This window comes from Hyphococcus sp. (assembly GCF_965228385.1).
Lineage (GTDB): Bacteria > Pseudomonadota > Alphaproteobacteria > Caulobacterales > Parvularculaceae > Hyphococcus.
In genome coordinates this window covers 3383832-3398997 of the sequence record NZ_OZ245810.1, presented here as the reverse complement: position 1 = coordinate 3398997, position 15166 = coordinate 3383832, and the positions used below count along the sequence as shown (strand labels likewise).

Here is a 15166-nt window from a genome sequence, read left to right as displayed (position 1 = left end):
CGCCATGATAAAAAAATATAAGGAACAAGCGCGAGCGATCGCTCCCGGCGTGCTTTTGTGCATTACGATCGGCTTGGCGTCGCTTTTCATTGCATCGCGCTATGGCGGTCCGGTGATGCTCTACGCCATCCTGTTCGGCATCGCCTTCAATTTCATGAACGATGACGCAGTCACCAAGCCAGGCGTTCAATTTGCATCAAAACGGCTTCTGCAACTCGGCGTCATTCTGCTCGGCGCCTCCGTAACATTTACGGAGATCGCGGAATTGGGATGGGCGACTGCACTTCTTGTCACACTCGGCGTCGCCACGACAATTCTCGCAGGCGTAGTGATCGGTCGCAGCGCAGGCCTGACAAATGCTCATTCGACGCTCTCTGCTGGCGCGGTTGCGATCTGCGGGGCCTCTGCCGCCATGGCGATTGCTTCAGTCCTGCCGCAATCAAAAGAGAATGAACGCAATCTCATTCTCACAGTGGTCGGCGTCACCACCCTGTCAACGATCGCGATGGTTGCGTATCCGCCTTTGACAAACTTGCTCGGCTTTACTGATTTACAGTCGGGTGTTTTTCTAGGCGCCACCATTCACGATGTCGCACAAGTCATTGGCGCGGGCTATATCGTATCCGATGAGGCGGGCGCCGTCGCTGCAGTCGTCAAACTGATGCGCGTAACGCTGCTTGCGCCGGCGGTATTCATCATCGCAGTGTTATTTTCGCGCAGCGCCGGCGCCGACGCTACGGGACGGGCCTTTCCTGTCTTTCTTCTGGGATTCGCCGCGCTGATGGCGGCTAACAGCATCGGCGTTGTCCCGGAAAACGCCAGCGAGGCTATCGCCGGGGCCTCCCGATTTTTTCTGGTAACGGCGGTTTGCGCCCTCGGCGTGAAAACTGCGCTAAAAGACCTTTTCACTGTCGGGCCAAAGCCCGTCGCCGCGCTGGCGCTGCAAACGGGATGGCTGGCCCTCTTCGTTGGTCTGGCGGTGGCGTTCGGAAAAGGGTTTCTGCCGCATTAACGCTATAGGCGGCATTCGCCCGGGTGGTGATTTTTCGGTGTTGATCGCTGAAATTTCAACGATTTCTTTTTTCCGGATATTAACCTCAATGAGGCACATTCTGCGGGCGCTTTTCATCAGGAGTCCGCCTCATGTCCGACCAGTCGCTTGAAACCCGCATCGCCGCTATCGGTGCTGACGGATTCGTTTCCGCCGATGAGGTTTTATTCTTGCGCAAGACGGTTTTCGCCAACGGCGTCGTCGAACCCGCAGAATTGGATGCGCTCTTCGACCTTGGCGACCGGGCGCAGGACGGCGATCCGGAATGGTTTCAATTCTTCGCCGAGGCCGCTGCGGATTTCTACCTCCGCGAGGAAGAACCGCAAGGTTATCTAACAACTGAGGAATTCCAGTCGCTGAAAGCGCGCGCCACGCGCGATGGCTGCGCCAATCCGCTGGAACTCGCGCTCTTGGTGAAGCTCATGGAAACCGCCGAAAGCACGCCGCCGGAAATGGCCGCGTTTGTAGGCGAACAGGTCAAGGCGATGATTGCCGCCAAGCCTGACGGCCCAATTGTGAACAAGCAGGACGCCGTAATGCTCCGGCGATATCTATTTGCATCGGGCGGCGAGGGTAATGTCGGCGTCACGCGCCGTGAAGCCGAGCTTTTGTTCGACATCAACGATATGACTGAAAACGCAAAAAATAATCCCGCATGGACCGAGCTTTTTGTGCAGGGCGTAATTAATCATCTGATGGCGCATTTGGGATATACAGCGCCAAGCCGGGAGGAAGCGTTTCGCCGCAACGCATGGGCGAAGGACCACTCGGTCAATATTGGCGGATTTTTCAAGCGTATGATGTCGGGCGGCATTGGCGCTGTGAAACAGGCCTATACTGAAAAATCGGTTCATGCTGAATATAACGAGCAACGCGATCGCAATGCTGTGCTGGCCGCGAAAGTCACGGAAAACGAGGCGGAGTGGCTCGCCGCCCGCATCGGGCGCGACGGCGCATTCGACATTAATGAACGCCGCCTGATTGAGCGCATGCGCGATCTGGAAAAGGATCTGCCGGAAGGGCTGAAAGCGCTGCTGGAACGCGCCGCCTAACTTGTGGGCTCGCCTGCCTGAAATTTCGCCACGAACGCGGAAATCACATCCGCCCAGCGGGAAATATTTTGTGCAAGGTGATCTTCCGATACGCCGCCATCCAGTTCGATCACGTAATCGACGCCGACTTCCTGGGTGTTTGGAATGGCGTAGGCGCGCCCGAACACCTGACTTTCGTTAAAACTGTTGACGATCCTGTAATCTGACTCCGAGATCGGCCGGCCGAGTTCGAAATTGGCGAAGAATACAAGCGTTTCACAAGACGCCGGCGCGCCGGAACATGAAAGCGCACGCACATAAAACCCGTAATCGCCGGCCTGACTTTTACCCACGGGCGCGCCAGTCGATGCGTCGGGAATGATTTCAGTGGCGAGTCCCGCGTCTTCCAGCACGTTTTTAAGTTGATCGCCGTTAATACGGTCAATCATATCCGCTGAGGCTGTGGATATCCCAAGAGCCGTCGCGGCCAGCCCTGAAATCAGCGTTTTAAACATCCCCGAACCCCCGATTCACCTGCGACCGATTTTTGCAGTCCGCAGCATGTACGATAAAGCGGGGCGTTGGCAATGGCGCCCTGCGCATCGCGCATTTTGGATCTTTATCGCCGCATCGCGACGCCTCATCTGTCGCGTTGACTTGGAAAAGCGGCGGCCTATGTTCGCCAAAACGTCCTGACGCCTGAAATTCCGGGGTTTTTTATGGTTACCAGCGCTCCCTCGCCGCGACCGGTTTCGCCGCATCTTCAGATTTGGCGATTTACCGTCACCATGGCCGCATCGATTACACATCGCGGCACAGGGATGGTGCTTTACGGCGGCTCCATCCTCATTGCTGTCTGGCTGTATGCGCTGGCCTTCAGTCCTGCGTTGTATGAAAGCGCCGCCGGGTTCGTGCGCTCGCCCTTAGGCTTTATTATCGTGGCCGGATATGTGTGGGCGATGTCATTTCATTTGATGAATGGATTGCGCCACCTTTACTGGGATTACGGACGCGGTTTTGCTGTCAAAACCGCAATCATGACCGCCTGGCTCGTCTATATCGCATCAGCAATCTTGGCCGCGATTGTTCTCTGGTTCGGCTACAGCGCGATGGGAGGGGCGTAACATGGCGTCGCACAAAGGCACCTCTACCTTTATCATCCAGCGGGCCACCGCGGTTCTGATGATTCCGCCCGCCATCTGGTTTTTCATAAGCTTTGTTTCGCATCTCGGGGCTGATCAGGAAACTGCCGCCGCATGGGCGGCCAGGCCCTGGAATGCGGCGATGCTGGCTTTATTTGCGATTGTCGGGGCCTGGCATATGCGCATCGGCATGGCTGAAATTATCGCCGACTATATTCACTCCTCTATGAAGAAAACGCTCGACGCCCTGAACTGGCTGATTTCAATCAGCGTCATCGCCGGCGTCTTGTGGGCCGTCTACAACATCAGCTTTGCAGGCTGACGTCTAAGGAATTCCTGAATGACTGAAAGCTACGAAATCGTCGATCACGAATATGACGTGGTTGTCGTCGGCGCCGGCGGCGCCGGACTGCGCGCTACCTTGGGCGCGGCGCAAGCCGGCCTGAAAACCGCATGCGTTACAAAAGTCTTTCCGACACGCTCCCACACAGTGGCGGCGCAAGGCGGTATTTCCGCCGCGCTCGGCAATATGTCGGAAGACGACTGGCGCTGGCATATGTACGACACCGTCAAAGGCTCCGATTGGCTCGGCGATCAGGACGCCATCGAATATCTGTGCAAACATGCGCCCGCCGCAGTTTACGAACTCGAGCACTGGGGCGTTCCTTTTTCACGCACCGAAGAGGGTAAGATCTATCAGCGCGCTTTCGGCGGCATGACGAAAAATTATGGCGAAGGACAGGTTCAGCGCACCTGCGCCGCCGCAGACCGCACCGGCCACGCCATCCTGCACACGCTGTACGGCCAGTCCGTAAAACAGAATGCAAAATTTTTCATCGAGCATTTCGCACTCGATCTCATCATGTCCGACGAAGGCGAATGCCAGGGCTTGATTTCATGGGAGCTGGATACCGGGATCATCCACCGCTTTTCCGCGAAGATGGTGATCCTAGCGACAGGCGGATATGGCCGCGTCTATTTCTCCTGCACCTCGGCGCATACCTGCACCGGCGACGGCAACGCCATGGTGCTGCGCGCAGGGCTCCCGTTGCAGGATATGGAGTTTGTGCAGTTTCATCCGACGGGCATTTACGGCGCCGGAGTGCTGATTACCGAAGGCTCGCGCGGAGAAGGCGGTTACCTGACAAACGCCGAAGGCGAACGTTTCATGGAACGCTATGCGCCCAGCGCCAAGGACCTTGCATCGCGCGATGTGGTGTCGCGTTCCATGACCATCGAGATTCGCGAAGGACGCGGCGTCGGTCCGAACAAGGATCATATCCATCTCAATTTGAATCATCTCGATCCAAAAGTGCTGGCGAGCCGCCTGCCGGGCATTTCAGAAAGCGCGAAGATTTTCGCCGGCGTTGATGTCGCGAAGGAGCCGATCCCTGTTCTGCCTACTGTGCATTACAATATGGGCGGCATACCGACGAATTATCACGGCGAGGTCGTCACCAAGCGTGGCGATGATACTGACGCCATTGTGCCCGGCCTGATGGCGATCGGCGAAGCGGCGTGCGTTTCGGTGCACGGCGCCAACCGGCTGGGCTCCAATTCGCTGATCGACCTCGTGGTTTTCGGACGCGCGGCGGGCCTTCGCTGCGGCGAAATCGTAAAAGCGAACGGCGCTGCGCCGGACCTGCCAAAGCAGGCCACGGAAGAAGCGCTCGCGCGGCTCGATAAATTCCGCTACGCCAAGGGCGATTCGCCTACAGCGGATTTGCGCGCGCGCATGCAAGGCGTCATGCAAAACAACTGCGCCGTTTTTCGCACCGGAGAAGTGCTGGAAGAGGGCCGTGAAAAAATCAAGGAAGTGCACGACGCCATGCCGGATATTGGGGTTACCGACCGCAGCCTCATCTGGAATACCGATCTCGTGGAGACGCTGGAGTTAGACAATATGATCGGCCAGGCGGTGGTCACCATGGAAAGCGCCGCCAACCGCAAGGAAAGCCGCGGCGCCCATGCCCGCGAGGATTTCCCCGAGCGCGACGATGAAAACTGGATGAAGCACACCGCCGCCTGGTTCGCCAACGGCAAGGCTACAATCGATTATCGTCCGGTTCACAACTACACGCTGACCGAAGACATTAAATACATCGAACCGAAAAAGCGGGTTTACTGAACGCATTTGCGTGGTTGAGCGGCGGCTTGTTCCCTGCTACATTTGTGGCTCTCAGACAGCTCTGCATTACACAGGGCGATACCGGGGAGCAACTTATGGTTCGGCGAAAGATTTCAATAACGCTCCTGAGCGCGATCTTCGGTTTGCCGGGATGCGCAAGCAATACGCCTCCGGCTCAACCGAGCGAACAATTAATAAATGGTCTCTGGTTTACTGGATCCGGGTTCGAACCGCGCGTCGCCAGCATCGTCGATGGGCGCCTCGCATTCGATCTTCCGGCAACGGACAATGCGACCGACCTTCGGGGGCAATATGTCATTCCCCCTTATTGCGAAGCGCATAACCATAATCTGGGCGGCGCGTCAGAAGGTGTTGACGATGTTATTAAGGCGTATCTTCAATCCGGTGTTTTTTACGCCATGATGCCGGGTTCGTTCGCGCTGTACCGCGAGACGATTTCGGAGAAGCTCAACAACCCGGATTCAGTTGATGTTGCGTTCGCCAATAACGGCCTTACCGGCCCCGGCGGACATCCGCGGGGTTTGCGCGAATCATTGATGGACCGGTACGGCCTCTATCCGGAATTCACGAAAGAGACGTTGCCGGACAAAGGGTACTTCGAGGCGGACAGTTCAAGCGAACTGCATGAAAAGTGGGCGCTAATTCTTGCGGACCGTCCGGATTTCATCAAGGTCATGCTGTATTTTTCGGAAGAATATGAAACGCGCAAAGACGATCCGGCCTATTACGGCAAAACAGGACTAAACCCGGCGCTGCTTCCTGAGTTGATCACGCTTGCGCATGATGAAGGCTTGCGCGTCGCAGTCCATGTGGAAAGCGAAGCGGACATGGTGCGCGCGCTTCGCGCAGACGCCGACATTATCGCTCATCTTCCTTCCTATGATTCCACCGTCCGATTATCGGACGCTACAATCGCACTAGCCGCCAAATCCAATACGGCGCTCATCACCACAATGTCTCTCGCGAAACGATACGAAACACGCTCACCAGACCAGTACGCGGCTATATTGGCGGCGCAAAAGGAAAATCTCGTACGCCTGGAAGCGGCGAACGCCAACCTTGTTCTCGGCAGCGACAATGTCCGGGATACATCGCACGGCGAAGCGCAACATCTGGCGGATATCGGAGCGCTCGGTAATGAAACACTCTTGCGCATGTGGACAGAAAATTGCGCGAAAACTGTTTTTCCCGACCGAAAAATAGGCCGGCTTGAAGCTGGGTATGAAGCGAGTTTCCTCGTTCTTGGGGATAACCCGATCGCCAGTTTCAGCGCCACGCGCAATATTACAATGCGCATGAAGGAGGGCCAATTGCTCTCGACCGAGGCTATCGACAAACAGTAAGGGCGCCTTGTTGCGCGCGGCAATCACGCCATATCGCGACAATCAATTCAAATATGGCGGCGGCGCCGATTTTCCGATAGGTTTTCAAAAAACCAAAAGGCTCGGATGATGAAATTATGCGCCCACAACATTGTCAGCTTCGTGCTGGGCGTTGCCGCATTAGTATTAGGGCCAACTCCTGGCTATGCTACGCAAAACCTGGACGCTGAAAAAATGGGCGCTTCATTGCTCGACGCGATGGGCGGAAGGGATGTCTGGTCTGTCGTCCGCACAGTACACAACACAGCGATCAATCATCACCCGCAAGCCAGATTGCCCTACATACAGGAATACTGGTTCGATGTCGAAGAACCAGCGCAATATTTAAAACGCGACAGTTTTGATATGGAAATCCGGCGGGCCTACACCATTTCCGGCGGCTGGGAGAAATCCGGAGACGACCTCGATAGATACAGCGAAGAACGGCTGGAAAGCGCACTGAATGGATGGGAAAAGTCCTTATATCGGAAATTTTATTTACTGGCGAAGCGGCCGGACGCGCTTGAACTGGTCAAAGCTGAAGACGGAATGCTGGAATTCTATCTAGATACTGAATTTCTCGGCTGGATGATGATCGATGAAGACGGCGCGCCCCAGCGCCACGGCGGTACGCAGTCAAGAGAGCAGTATTTTTATTTTGATGAACTGGCTGCATTCGGGCCAATCAACTGGCCGCACAGCGGCGGCAATCTCGGCGGATGGAAATTTGAGATCTTAAGCATTGAACTGTTAGGAACGCCCGCGCCTGTCTCCTTCGCCCCTCCATCTGCGCAATAACTTGAAACCGGCGCTATAACAGTGGGGGTTCTTGCATTTGCGCAACACTACCCGTTCATCATGGATACCGCCTGCACGTAACGGCGCAAAATTATCACCGCATCTGAAACATATGCAGACTATATCGAACAGGCCGTGAAATTCGCTGGCCCCGAGCAAGTCGCACTATCGACAGATTACCCTCTGCGCGGCATCGCAAGCTGGGCGACGCTGGAGGTATGGCGCGAACCCTAGCGGCGCGGCTGGAAAGAACCGGCTATGGAACGCCTTCTTGGCCGGAACTGGCTGCGGCTGTTTAAGGATGTGTTCGGCGCCTAACGCCGAAAGTTCAACGTCGCACTCTTGCCGGCATCCACCGCAGGCGCGCCATTGATCGTTTTTGGGTCAAATCGCCATTTCATGATTGTGCGCAACGCCTCATCCTCAAAACAGCTGTCCGTAGACGCCCTGACGCGGGCATTGGCGATGCGGCCATTGGCGGCGATATCGAATATGAGGCTGACGCTCTCGACCGGCGCTGCACCGCGCGCGCACCGTTCCGGATAGGAAGGCGCAGAAGAGCGGATAAGTTGCGCATCGACGACAACCGGCGCCGGGCTGGGCGCACGCGGACGGCGCGGCAAAGCGCGCGGTGTTTCCTGCGGCGCCGGTTCCGGCGCTATAGATGCGGCGGTTTGGGCTTCCTCCGGTACGATTGTCCCGGGCTGTTCAAGCGTCGTGGCTGTCGTCGCGGCGGGAAGCACCGTCTCGGGCGCCTCTGCGGCGGGCGGCGGGGCATCGGTTTGCGCCTGCGGCGTGGAAACCGTCTCCGCCGCAATGCTATCGACAGATTCGCCGTCAGCCACGCCATCGACTGTTTCTTCCCGCGCCAGCGTTTCGGCAAGCGATGGCTCATTCGTCTCACTCGGGGCTGTCTGCAGCGCTTGAGTATCTTCCGCTGTGAAATCAATTCTCGGCGTTGGCTGCACTGCCGGCGCATCACTGATGCGTATGCGCGGGGCGAGCGGGTCGGCGCTGTCATTACCGCTGATAACCTGCGTCATGACCCAGAACCCGAAAATCAAAATCGCGACGATGGCGAAGACGGAAACAAGCTTTGCGCCTTCTCCAGCGGCAGGCAGATCGCGCTCTGCGGGCTTCGTTTCTAATGTGGCGGGCGCCCTCAGGTGTAACGCCTCTTCTCGAAACCGCGCCGCAAGCGCATCTGCGTCCAGATCCAGGCGCCGGGCGTAAGCTTTGACAAAGCCGGTCGCATAAGGAAGCGGCGGCAATCGGTCTATCCGCATCTCCTCTATCGCCTGGAGATGAGATGCCTTGACTTTCGTCGCCTCGCTGACCTCCTCGATCATCAGACCTGCGGCCATGCGCGCGGCCGCCAGAAAGGCCCCGGCGGTTTCAGCGTCTTCCCAGGCCAAATTGGCCGTTCCACCGCGCGATCCGGTGAAATTGATGATATCAGCAGCTTTTTCCTGCGCCATCGCCCAAAACCCAACTCATACACATACTCGCGAAACCTCGAATCAGGGCTCCGCACCCGCAGCACGGCTTTCCGCCGGAAAGCCGCCAATAGCGTAGCATATACGGCGCCAGCGTCCCTGCCCCCGCAGCGGACTGCGCTCTGCTATTGGCAAAAGTTAACATATCACGGAAAACCGAAAGTGCAGAATCTGAATTCGAAGAGGCCGCCTCATGGATTATTCCTGCTTTAAAACCGAGATTACAGACGGCATCGCGCATCTGCGATTTTCCCGTCCCGATAATTTTAATTCCTTTATACCGGAATTCTGGCGCGAACTGCCCGAAGCCGTGAATGATATTTCCGATAACGCGAAAGCGCGTGTAATTGTTCTGTCCGCTGAAGGAAAACACTTCACCGCAGGCATGGATATCTCCGTTTTCATGTCGGGGGCACTCGATGCGCCGCCTGATAACAGGGAAGTCGCCGCCGAAGCCTTTCGCCATCATGTCAAAGCCCTGCAGGATACCTTTTCGGCGCTGGAAAATGCGCGTCAGCCCGTTCTGGCGGCGGTGCAGGGCGGCGCCGTTGGCGCCGGCGTCGATCTCGTCACGGCGTGCGACTGCCGCTACGCCAGCGCCGACGCTTTTTTCTGTGTTCAGGAGACAGCCATCGGCATGACGGCGGATGTGGGCACGTTTCCCCGGCTCGCCAAACTCATTCCAGAAGGCTGGGCCCGCCAGATGGCCTATACAGCAGAACGGCTTCCGGCCGAGAAGGCGCGCGAAATCGGCCTTGTCAATGAAATTTATGAAACGCATGAAGCGCTTGTGGACGGGGTTATGGAAATTGCCGCGACGATCGCCGCACACGCGCCGCTGGCCGTCGCGGGCTGCAAACGCATGATTAATTATGCACGCGATCATTCAACCGCCGATACGCTTGACTATATCGGCCTGTGGAACGCTTCGATGCTGCGCACAGACGACATCAAGGAAAGCTATGTGGCGAAATCGGAAAAGCGGAACCCTGAATTTCATAATCTGCAGCCGGTGAAAAAATCACTTTAAAGACGACGATTGTTGTGGGGTCGTTTCATTGCAAGGATCTGGCGCTGTCGGGAGGCGATGGAGGTCGCGCATCGCCAATCGCCTCGCGTCGTTGCGCATCTCTTTCCGTCGCCGCATTGACAAGCGCGTCGAAGATTTTCTGATCGCCTTTTCTGTAGATCAAGAACTCCGGATGAAACTGCACGCCAAGATAGTACGCACATTCAGGATCTTCGATGGCCTGAATGAGTCCGTTCTTTTCTTTAGCAGTGACTTTCAATCCATCGCCTGGACGGTTGACCGCCTGCTTGTGTATCGAATTCACCACCCGGCTGGTGTCGCCGGTGATCCGCGCCAGCAAAGAGCCTTCCATAATATCGATCGCTTTTCTGTAGAACATGTGCCCGGGCAATGAGCTTGGATATTCCGTTTCGAAAACATCGTTGATATTCTCGTATAGCGTACCGCCATTTACGACGTTCAGAAGCTGCGCGCCGCGGCATATGCCAAGTACGGGAAGGCGTTCGTCATGCGCGCGCCGCGCCCAGAATTTTTCCATTTCATCTCTGTCGCGGTCGTAGCTGGCGGCTTGCCTGGGCTGGCCCTCATAGAGCTCCGGATAGATATCGGCGCCGCCGCCAAGGACCAGGCCGCTGATCCATTGATCGGTTTTTGGATGTTTCGCTGTCAGTTTCATGGGGCGCCCGCCAGCGCGCTTTACGGCCAACCAGATCGCGGCGTAGGCGAAAAAATCTCCGCGCGTTGGCTTGGTGATTCCAATAACCGGCTTCTCGCTCATTTCCATTCCGTTAATGCTTCATCTCCGGCGGCAATTCGCCATGACGCAAGAGCGAGCTGACGACATACAAAAATCCGAGATTGGACGCCGCGTCTTCCTTCAAGCTGATCTCGCCCTTCGCGTGCTTGGCCTGATCAAAGGCTTCCATCAAATGAAACGCGGCGTCATCGCGATCGACAACTTTGCCGATATTTCGGCTGAATATGCGAAAGGCTTCGCCGATGCGCCCTTCTTTCAGACTGCGGCCGGCGTGCTTCCACGCATCTTTCACTTTTCCAAAATCCAGCTCTGATTCTGCAATCTCCGAAATTGCTGAAAGCATGGCCGCGCCGGGTATTCGCGTGCTTTCGCCAATTTTTGCCTCATATGACGAAACCACCGATCCCGTGGCGCTTAGTTCGTACAGCAACCATGGAAAATCTACGCCTGCCGCCATGGAATGATATAGACCCGCCCAGAAACGCGGATTGACCTCAATCAGATAGGCCGGATCGTTCTCGCTCCCCGACCAGCGGTAATCGATTTCGGCTATTCCGTTCCATTTCAGCGGCGCCAGCAATTTACTTGTCGCTTCGACAAATGGCGCATCGGCAACGGTCTCACGCAAGACGCCGGCGCCTGAAGGGCGCGGCCACTGGCGAAGATTTTTGTACGCCATAGATCCTTTCAGTTCGCCGCGTTCAAACAGAACGGTATGACAGTAATCTTCGCCTTCAATAAACTCCTGCACCAATGCTTCTTTTTCTGACCGCGCTTCATAAAGCTTGATCAGTGTTTCGGCGTCTTTCGCTTTTTCAACGCCGCGACCGCCGACCTGATCGTTCGCTTTCAACATAACTGGATAATTCACGTTTTCAGCGATCGATTTCAATTCGTCTAAGGAGTGCGCCGGCTTCGTTTGCGGCGTGTGCAGACCAAATTCCGCCGCCGTATCCACAAGATGGTCTTTCGGATCCACGCGATTAATGGCGTCGAAATCCGGCGCTGCAATATCAATCACGCCCTCGAATCGCGCGCGATGTTCTGCGAAAAACCGCATGCCTTCGAATGCGGGCATTAGTATGTACGGCCGGTCATCGTCAGGACGAAATTCTTTCGCTTTTTCAATCATAACGCGAATGAATTCCTCCGGCTCGTCATCGCGAACAGGGTGAATGAAGTATTCCGATACGCTTTTTGAAAATGAAAGCGCCGTCATACCGACATCGTCGCATCCGATGATCTCAACGCCGCGCTCATGTAATGAACGCGCAATGGATAACGACATCAGCGACCGTCCGTAGGTGACAATCACCCGGCCAATTGCAGCATTTCCAGTATTTCGGTCCATAATCCGCCCTGATCCCGTAGCCACTATGAAAACACCCAGACAGGGCTGAGCGTTCCGCGGTCACAAAACGACCCTCAAAGAGCCTGTTTCAACACGCTTTACGCCAAGCGGGCGCCACACGCATTCGCCAGAAACAGCGTCGCAGCAACCATAAAAGAGAGATTATGACGGCCCGTTCCATGATTCCAACGCGCTCATTCGGTTTGAAACTCATCCTCGTCGGCGCACTTGCTTTTCTCTTATGGATCCCGGCCATGCTGGTCAAAGGCATGGTGTTTGAGCGATCAACTAGAGCGGAAGACGTCCGCCAAGAAATTTTCGCCGTCACCGGCGGGCGCCAGACGATTGCCGGACCTGTTATCATCGCGCCAGCAAACGTGGAGACGAGAAGGCGAAAAGATAATGGCGAACCCATCACCGAAACGGTGTTTTTCGCCTTCACGCCGAAAACGCTTGAAACAGATGCGAGCGTGCGCGCGACGCAAAGGCGTCGGTCTTTATACAAAGCAACTATTTATGACTCCGATATTGTCTTAACAGGCGCATTTGACGCTCTGACGCCGCCGGCGTGGCCGCACCGAATACAGGCCATCCACTGGGACCGTGCGATTATCGCCGTAAAATTCAGCAGCGACAGCGCTCTCAAGGGTATTCGCGACACGCCTCAGTTGGAGATCAATGGACAACCCGCGGATATCGGCTTCGAGCCGGGCGTCAAATTGTCAGCCAACAGACGGGAGATGAACGATACGTCATTTTCAATTCCGGGGATCAGCGCCGCGTTGCCGTCTGGAATTGCGCCGGAAGGCTTTACGTTTCGCCTGTCCTTGTCTTTGTCCGGCGGCGGGGGGCTCCATTTTGCGCCGGTCGGCGAGGAAACCCGTGTGGCGATGCGCGCGGACTGGGCCGACCCCAGCTTTACAGGCGCCTATCTGCCCGATGAACGCGAAATCACCGATGCGGGTTTTACGGCGGTCTGGCGCGTACCCTATCTTGCGCGAAACCTGCCTGGCGGTTTTGCCGTTGAAAACGGGCTTTCTATGCTCGACGGCGGCAAGTCCTTCGGCGTTGATTTCATTGATGCGGCAAGTCTCTATCAAAGCGTCAATCGCGCTCTTAAATATGCGCTCATGTTTCTCGGGGTTGTGTTTTTGACCTTTTTTATCTTCGAGGTGATGACCGGCGCACGGGCGCATGCGGCGCAATATTTGCTTCTGGGTCTGGCGCAGGTGATTTTTTACCTTCTCGCTCTGTCCATGTCGGAACATTTCGGGTTCGACGCGGCTTTCTTCCTCTCGGGCGCGGCGACGATACTGCTTTCCAGCGCCTATGCTGCGACGGTCTTTCACAGCAAAATACAAGGTCTGATAGCCCTCGCCGCCTTTTCAGGCGCGTATGGGCTGATATATCTTTTGATGAAATCCGAGGATTACGCTCTCCTCATCGGGTCGGTCACCGCGTTCGGCGCAGTTGCGCTCACCATGTACGCCACCCGGCATCTGAACTGGTATGGCGCAAGCCAGGAGCCGCAGGATACAACGCTCCGGCGCGGCGAAAATTGAAGGTCTGACGAGGTTATGGTCGAACTCACGCTGCCGAAAAACTCCAAGGTCAACAAAGACGGCAAAACATACAAAGCTGACAAAGGCGCGGATAATATCCGCGCCTTCCATGTCTATCGATTTGACCCGACGACGCCGGATAATCCGCGCGTCGATACTTATGAAGTCGATGTCTCAAATGTTTCGATGGTCCTCGACGGACTTATCAAAATCAAAAATGATATGGATTCGACGCTGGCTTTCCGGCGCTCCTGCCGGGAAGGCGTTTGCGGCTCCTGTGCTATGAACATCAACGGTTCTAACACGCTCGCCTGCACCAAGGCCATGGATGATATCGGCGACGGCGATATCACGGTGTATCCGCTGCCGCATCAGCCAGTCGTTCGCGATCTTGTCAGCGACCTTTCGAATTTCTATCGCCAGCACGCCTATATCGAGCCATTTCTACAGGCCAAGGCCGACGAACCAGAAACTGAATGGCGCCAGTCACAGGAAGATCGTGCAAAGCTGGACGGTCTTTATGAATGTATTCTGTGCGCGTGCTGCTCTACGGCTTGCCCTTCCTATTGGTGGAACGGTGAAAAAGACAATCATGAAAATGAGTATCTGGGGCCGGCGGCGCTGTTGCAGGCATATCGCTGGCTGGCGGACAGCCGCGATCAGCTAGACAATGAGCGCCTCGATAAACTTGAGGACGAATATAAACTCTATCGCTGCCACACTATTATGAATTGCGCGCAGGTTTGCCCCAAACACCTCAATCCGGCGAAAGCCATCGCAGAAATCAAAAAAATGATGGTGAACCGGCCGGCTACACGCCCATCTGAAAAACAGGCCGCAGAGTAAACACTGAACTTTTCTGGCCGCCGCGCCTCAAAGTACAATTCTGTTTTTCTTCGGCTTCACCCTTTTGCTTGATTGCGCGGCTCTAATCGCGGCGGCGCGTTTAGCATGCTGCGGCGTTTTTGACGGCGCAGCGGCGCTCTTAATTGTCTCCCAGTAGAGCGTCCGCGCTTCACTTAAAACCGTGTATGCGCGCAGCGCCAGCGTCAGCCCGACTAACGCCAAAAAAATTGTCAGAAAAGATGCACCAATCTGAAAAGGCAGTAAATTCGCTTCGATATCCCTGATTAACGCATCAGCGGCGGTTTGGTTTTCCATTTCACCCCTCTCTTCTTACAGCGCCGGCTCGCTATCGATTTGTGCGCTTGCGTCCCACCTGCATGCCGGTCGCCTCTTGCACACGCATAACGCAATTGCGGTATGCAATGCTGCGATGCAGCGCAAAATGTGTGCGCCATTGGCATATAATGCTACTTCTATGGATGGTTTACACTAATGTTGCGCTATTTTGACCGTAATTGCTTTCTTGGGATGACGATAACCTCAATCTTTGTTGCAACGCAAGATAAACTTCCGCATCATCTCGATACGGATC

General features: G+C 55.8%; 15 protein-coding genes. 10 read left to right on the top strand and 5 right to left on the bottom strand.

The window, feature by feature from the left end; all coding sequences use genetic code 11:
• Positions 1-4: 4 nt before the first annotated feature.
• Positions 5-1012, top strand: a complete 1008-nt coding sequence (locus tag ACQK2Q_RS15945; protein ID WP_425410735.1) for a YeiH family protein — start codon at positions 5-7, stop codon at positions 1010-1012.
• 131 nt (positions 1013-1143) lie between these two features.
• Positions 1144-2103, top strand: coding sequence for a hypothetical protein (locus ACQK2Q_RS15940; protein WP_425410734.1), 960 nt, complete (start codon positions 1144-1146; stop codon positions 2101-2103).
• Here ACQK2Q_RS15940 and ACQK2Q_RS15935 read toward each other — a convergent pair.
• Positions 2100-2597, bottom strand: a complete 498-nt coding sequence (locus ACQK2Q_RS15935) for a YbjN domain-containing protein (RefSeq protein WP_425410733.1) — start codon at positions 2595-2597, stop codon at positions 2100-2102. The two genes, ACQK2Q_RS15940 and ACQK2Q_RS15935, sit on opposite strands and share 4 nt — an antisense overlap.
• Before the next feature lie 204 nt (positions 2598-2801).
• Here ACQK2Q_RS15935 and sdhC point away from each other — a divergent pair, with 204 nt between their 5' ends.
• The 5 genes from sdhC to ACQK2Q_RS15910 all read left to right on the top strand — a co-directional run bounded on the left by sdhC (position 2802) and on the right by ACQK2Q_RS15910 (position 7532).
• Entirely contained in the window at positions 2802-3206 is a 405-nt protein-coding gene (gene sdhC / locus ACQK2Q_RS15930; RefSeq protein ID WP_425410732.1) for a succinate dehydrogenase, cytochrome b556 subunit, read from the top strand.
• Between the two features lies 1 nt (position 3207).
• Positions 3208-3546 (top strand): succinate dehydrogenase, hydrophobic membrane anchor protein, encoded by a 339-nt coding sequence (sdhD, locus tag ACQK2Q_RS15925; RefSeq protein WP_425410731.1) that lies wholly within the window; start codon positions 3208-3210, stop codon positions 3544-3546.
• Between the two features lie 18 nt (positions 3547-3564).
• A complete protein-coding gene (gene sdhA / locus ACQK2Q_RS15920; RefSeq protein WP_425410730.1) occupies positions 3565-5352 on the top strand; it encodes a succinate dehydrogenase flavoprotein subunit in 1788 nt (595 codons plus the stop codon).
• Positions 5353-5447: 95 nt separating this feature from the next.
• Complete coding sequence (locus tag ACQK2Q_RS15915) at positions 5448-6716, top strand: amidohydrolase family protein (protein WP_425410729.1); 1269 nt, start codon at positions 5448-5450, stop codon at positions 6714-6716.
• 105 nt (positions 6717-6821) lie between these two features.
• The gene (locus ACQK2Q_RS15910) at positions 6822-7532 is read left to right on the top strand and encodes a hypothetical protein (protein ID WP_425410728.1); all 711 of its coding nucleotides are present in this window, start codon (positions 6822-6824) and stop codon (positions 7530-7532) included.
• 314 nt (positions 7533-7846) lie between these two features.
• Here ACQK2Q_RS15910 and ACQK2Q_RS15905 read toward each other — a convergent pair whose 3' ends face one another.
• Entirely contained in the window at positions 7847-9010 is a 1164-nt protein-coding gene (locus ACQK2Q_RS15905; RefSeq protein WP_425410727.1) for a TonB family protein, read from the bottom strand.
• Positions 9011-9221: 211 nt separating this feature from the next.
• Here ACQK2Q_RS15905 and ACQK2Q_RS15900 point away from each other — a divergent pair, with 211 nt between their 5' ends.
• On the top strand, positions 9222-10058 hold the full coding sequence (locus ACQK2Q_RS15900; RefSeq protein WP_425410726.1) for a crotonase/enoyl-CoA hydratase family protein: 837 nt from the start codon (positions 9222-9224) through the stop codon (positions 10056-10058).
• A gap of 25 nt (positions 10059-10083) precedes the next feature.
• On the opposite strand, the gene ACQK2Q_RS15895 is transcribed toward ACQK2Q_RS15900, so the two are convergent.
• Together ACQK2Q_RS15895 and ACQK2Q_RS15890 are read right to left on the bottom strand one after the other, a co-directional pair.
• Positions 10084-10836 carry a gamma-glutamyl-gamma-aminobutyrate hydrolase family protein gene (locus ACQK2Q_RS15895; protein WP_425410725.1) on the bottom strand — a complete coding sequence of 251 codons (753 nt, stop codon included), beginning with the start codon at positions 10834-10836 and terminating at the stop codon, positions 10084-10086.
• Between the two features lie 10 nt (positions 10837-10846).
• On the bottom strand, positions 10847-12166 hold the full coding sequence (locus ACQK2Q_RS15890; RefSeq protein ID WP_425410724.1) for an ATP-grasp domain-containing protein: 1320 nt from the start codon (positions 12164-12166) through the stop codon (positions 10847-10849).
• A 164-nt stretch (positions 12167-12330) separates the two neighbouring features.
• On the opposite strand from ACQK2Q_RS15890, the gene creD reads away from it, so the two are divergent.
• Together creD and ACQK2Q_RS15880 are read left to right on the top strand one after the other, a co-directional pair.
• Entirely contained in the window at positions 12331-13728 is a 1398-nt protein-coding gene (gene creD / locus ACQK2Q_RS15885; protein ID WP_425410723.1) for a cell envelope integrity protein CreD, read from the top strand.
• A gap of 15 nt (positions 13729-13743) precedes the next feature.
• The gene (locus ACQK2Q_RS15880; protein ID WP_425410722.1) at positions 13744-14574 is read left to right on the top strand and encodes a succinate dehydrogenase iron-sulfur subunit; all 831 of its coding nucleotides are present in this window, start codon (positions 13744-13746) and stop codon (positions 14572-14574) included.
• 27 nt (positions 14575-14601) lie between these two features.
• On the opposite strand, the gene ACQK2Q_RS15875 is transcribed toward ACQK2Q_RS15880, so the two are convergent.
• The gene (locus tag ACQK2Q_RS15875) at positions 14602-14889 is read right to left on the bottom strand and encodes a hypothetical protein (protein WP_425410721.1); all 288 of its coding nucleotides are present in this window, start codon (positions 14887-14889) and stop codon (positions 14602-14604) included.
• Positions 14890-15166 lie beyond the last annotated feature (277 nt).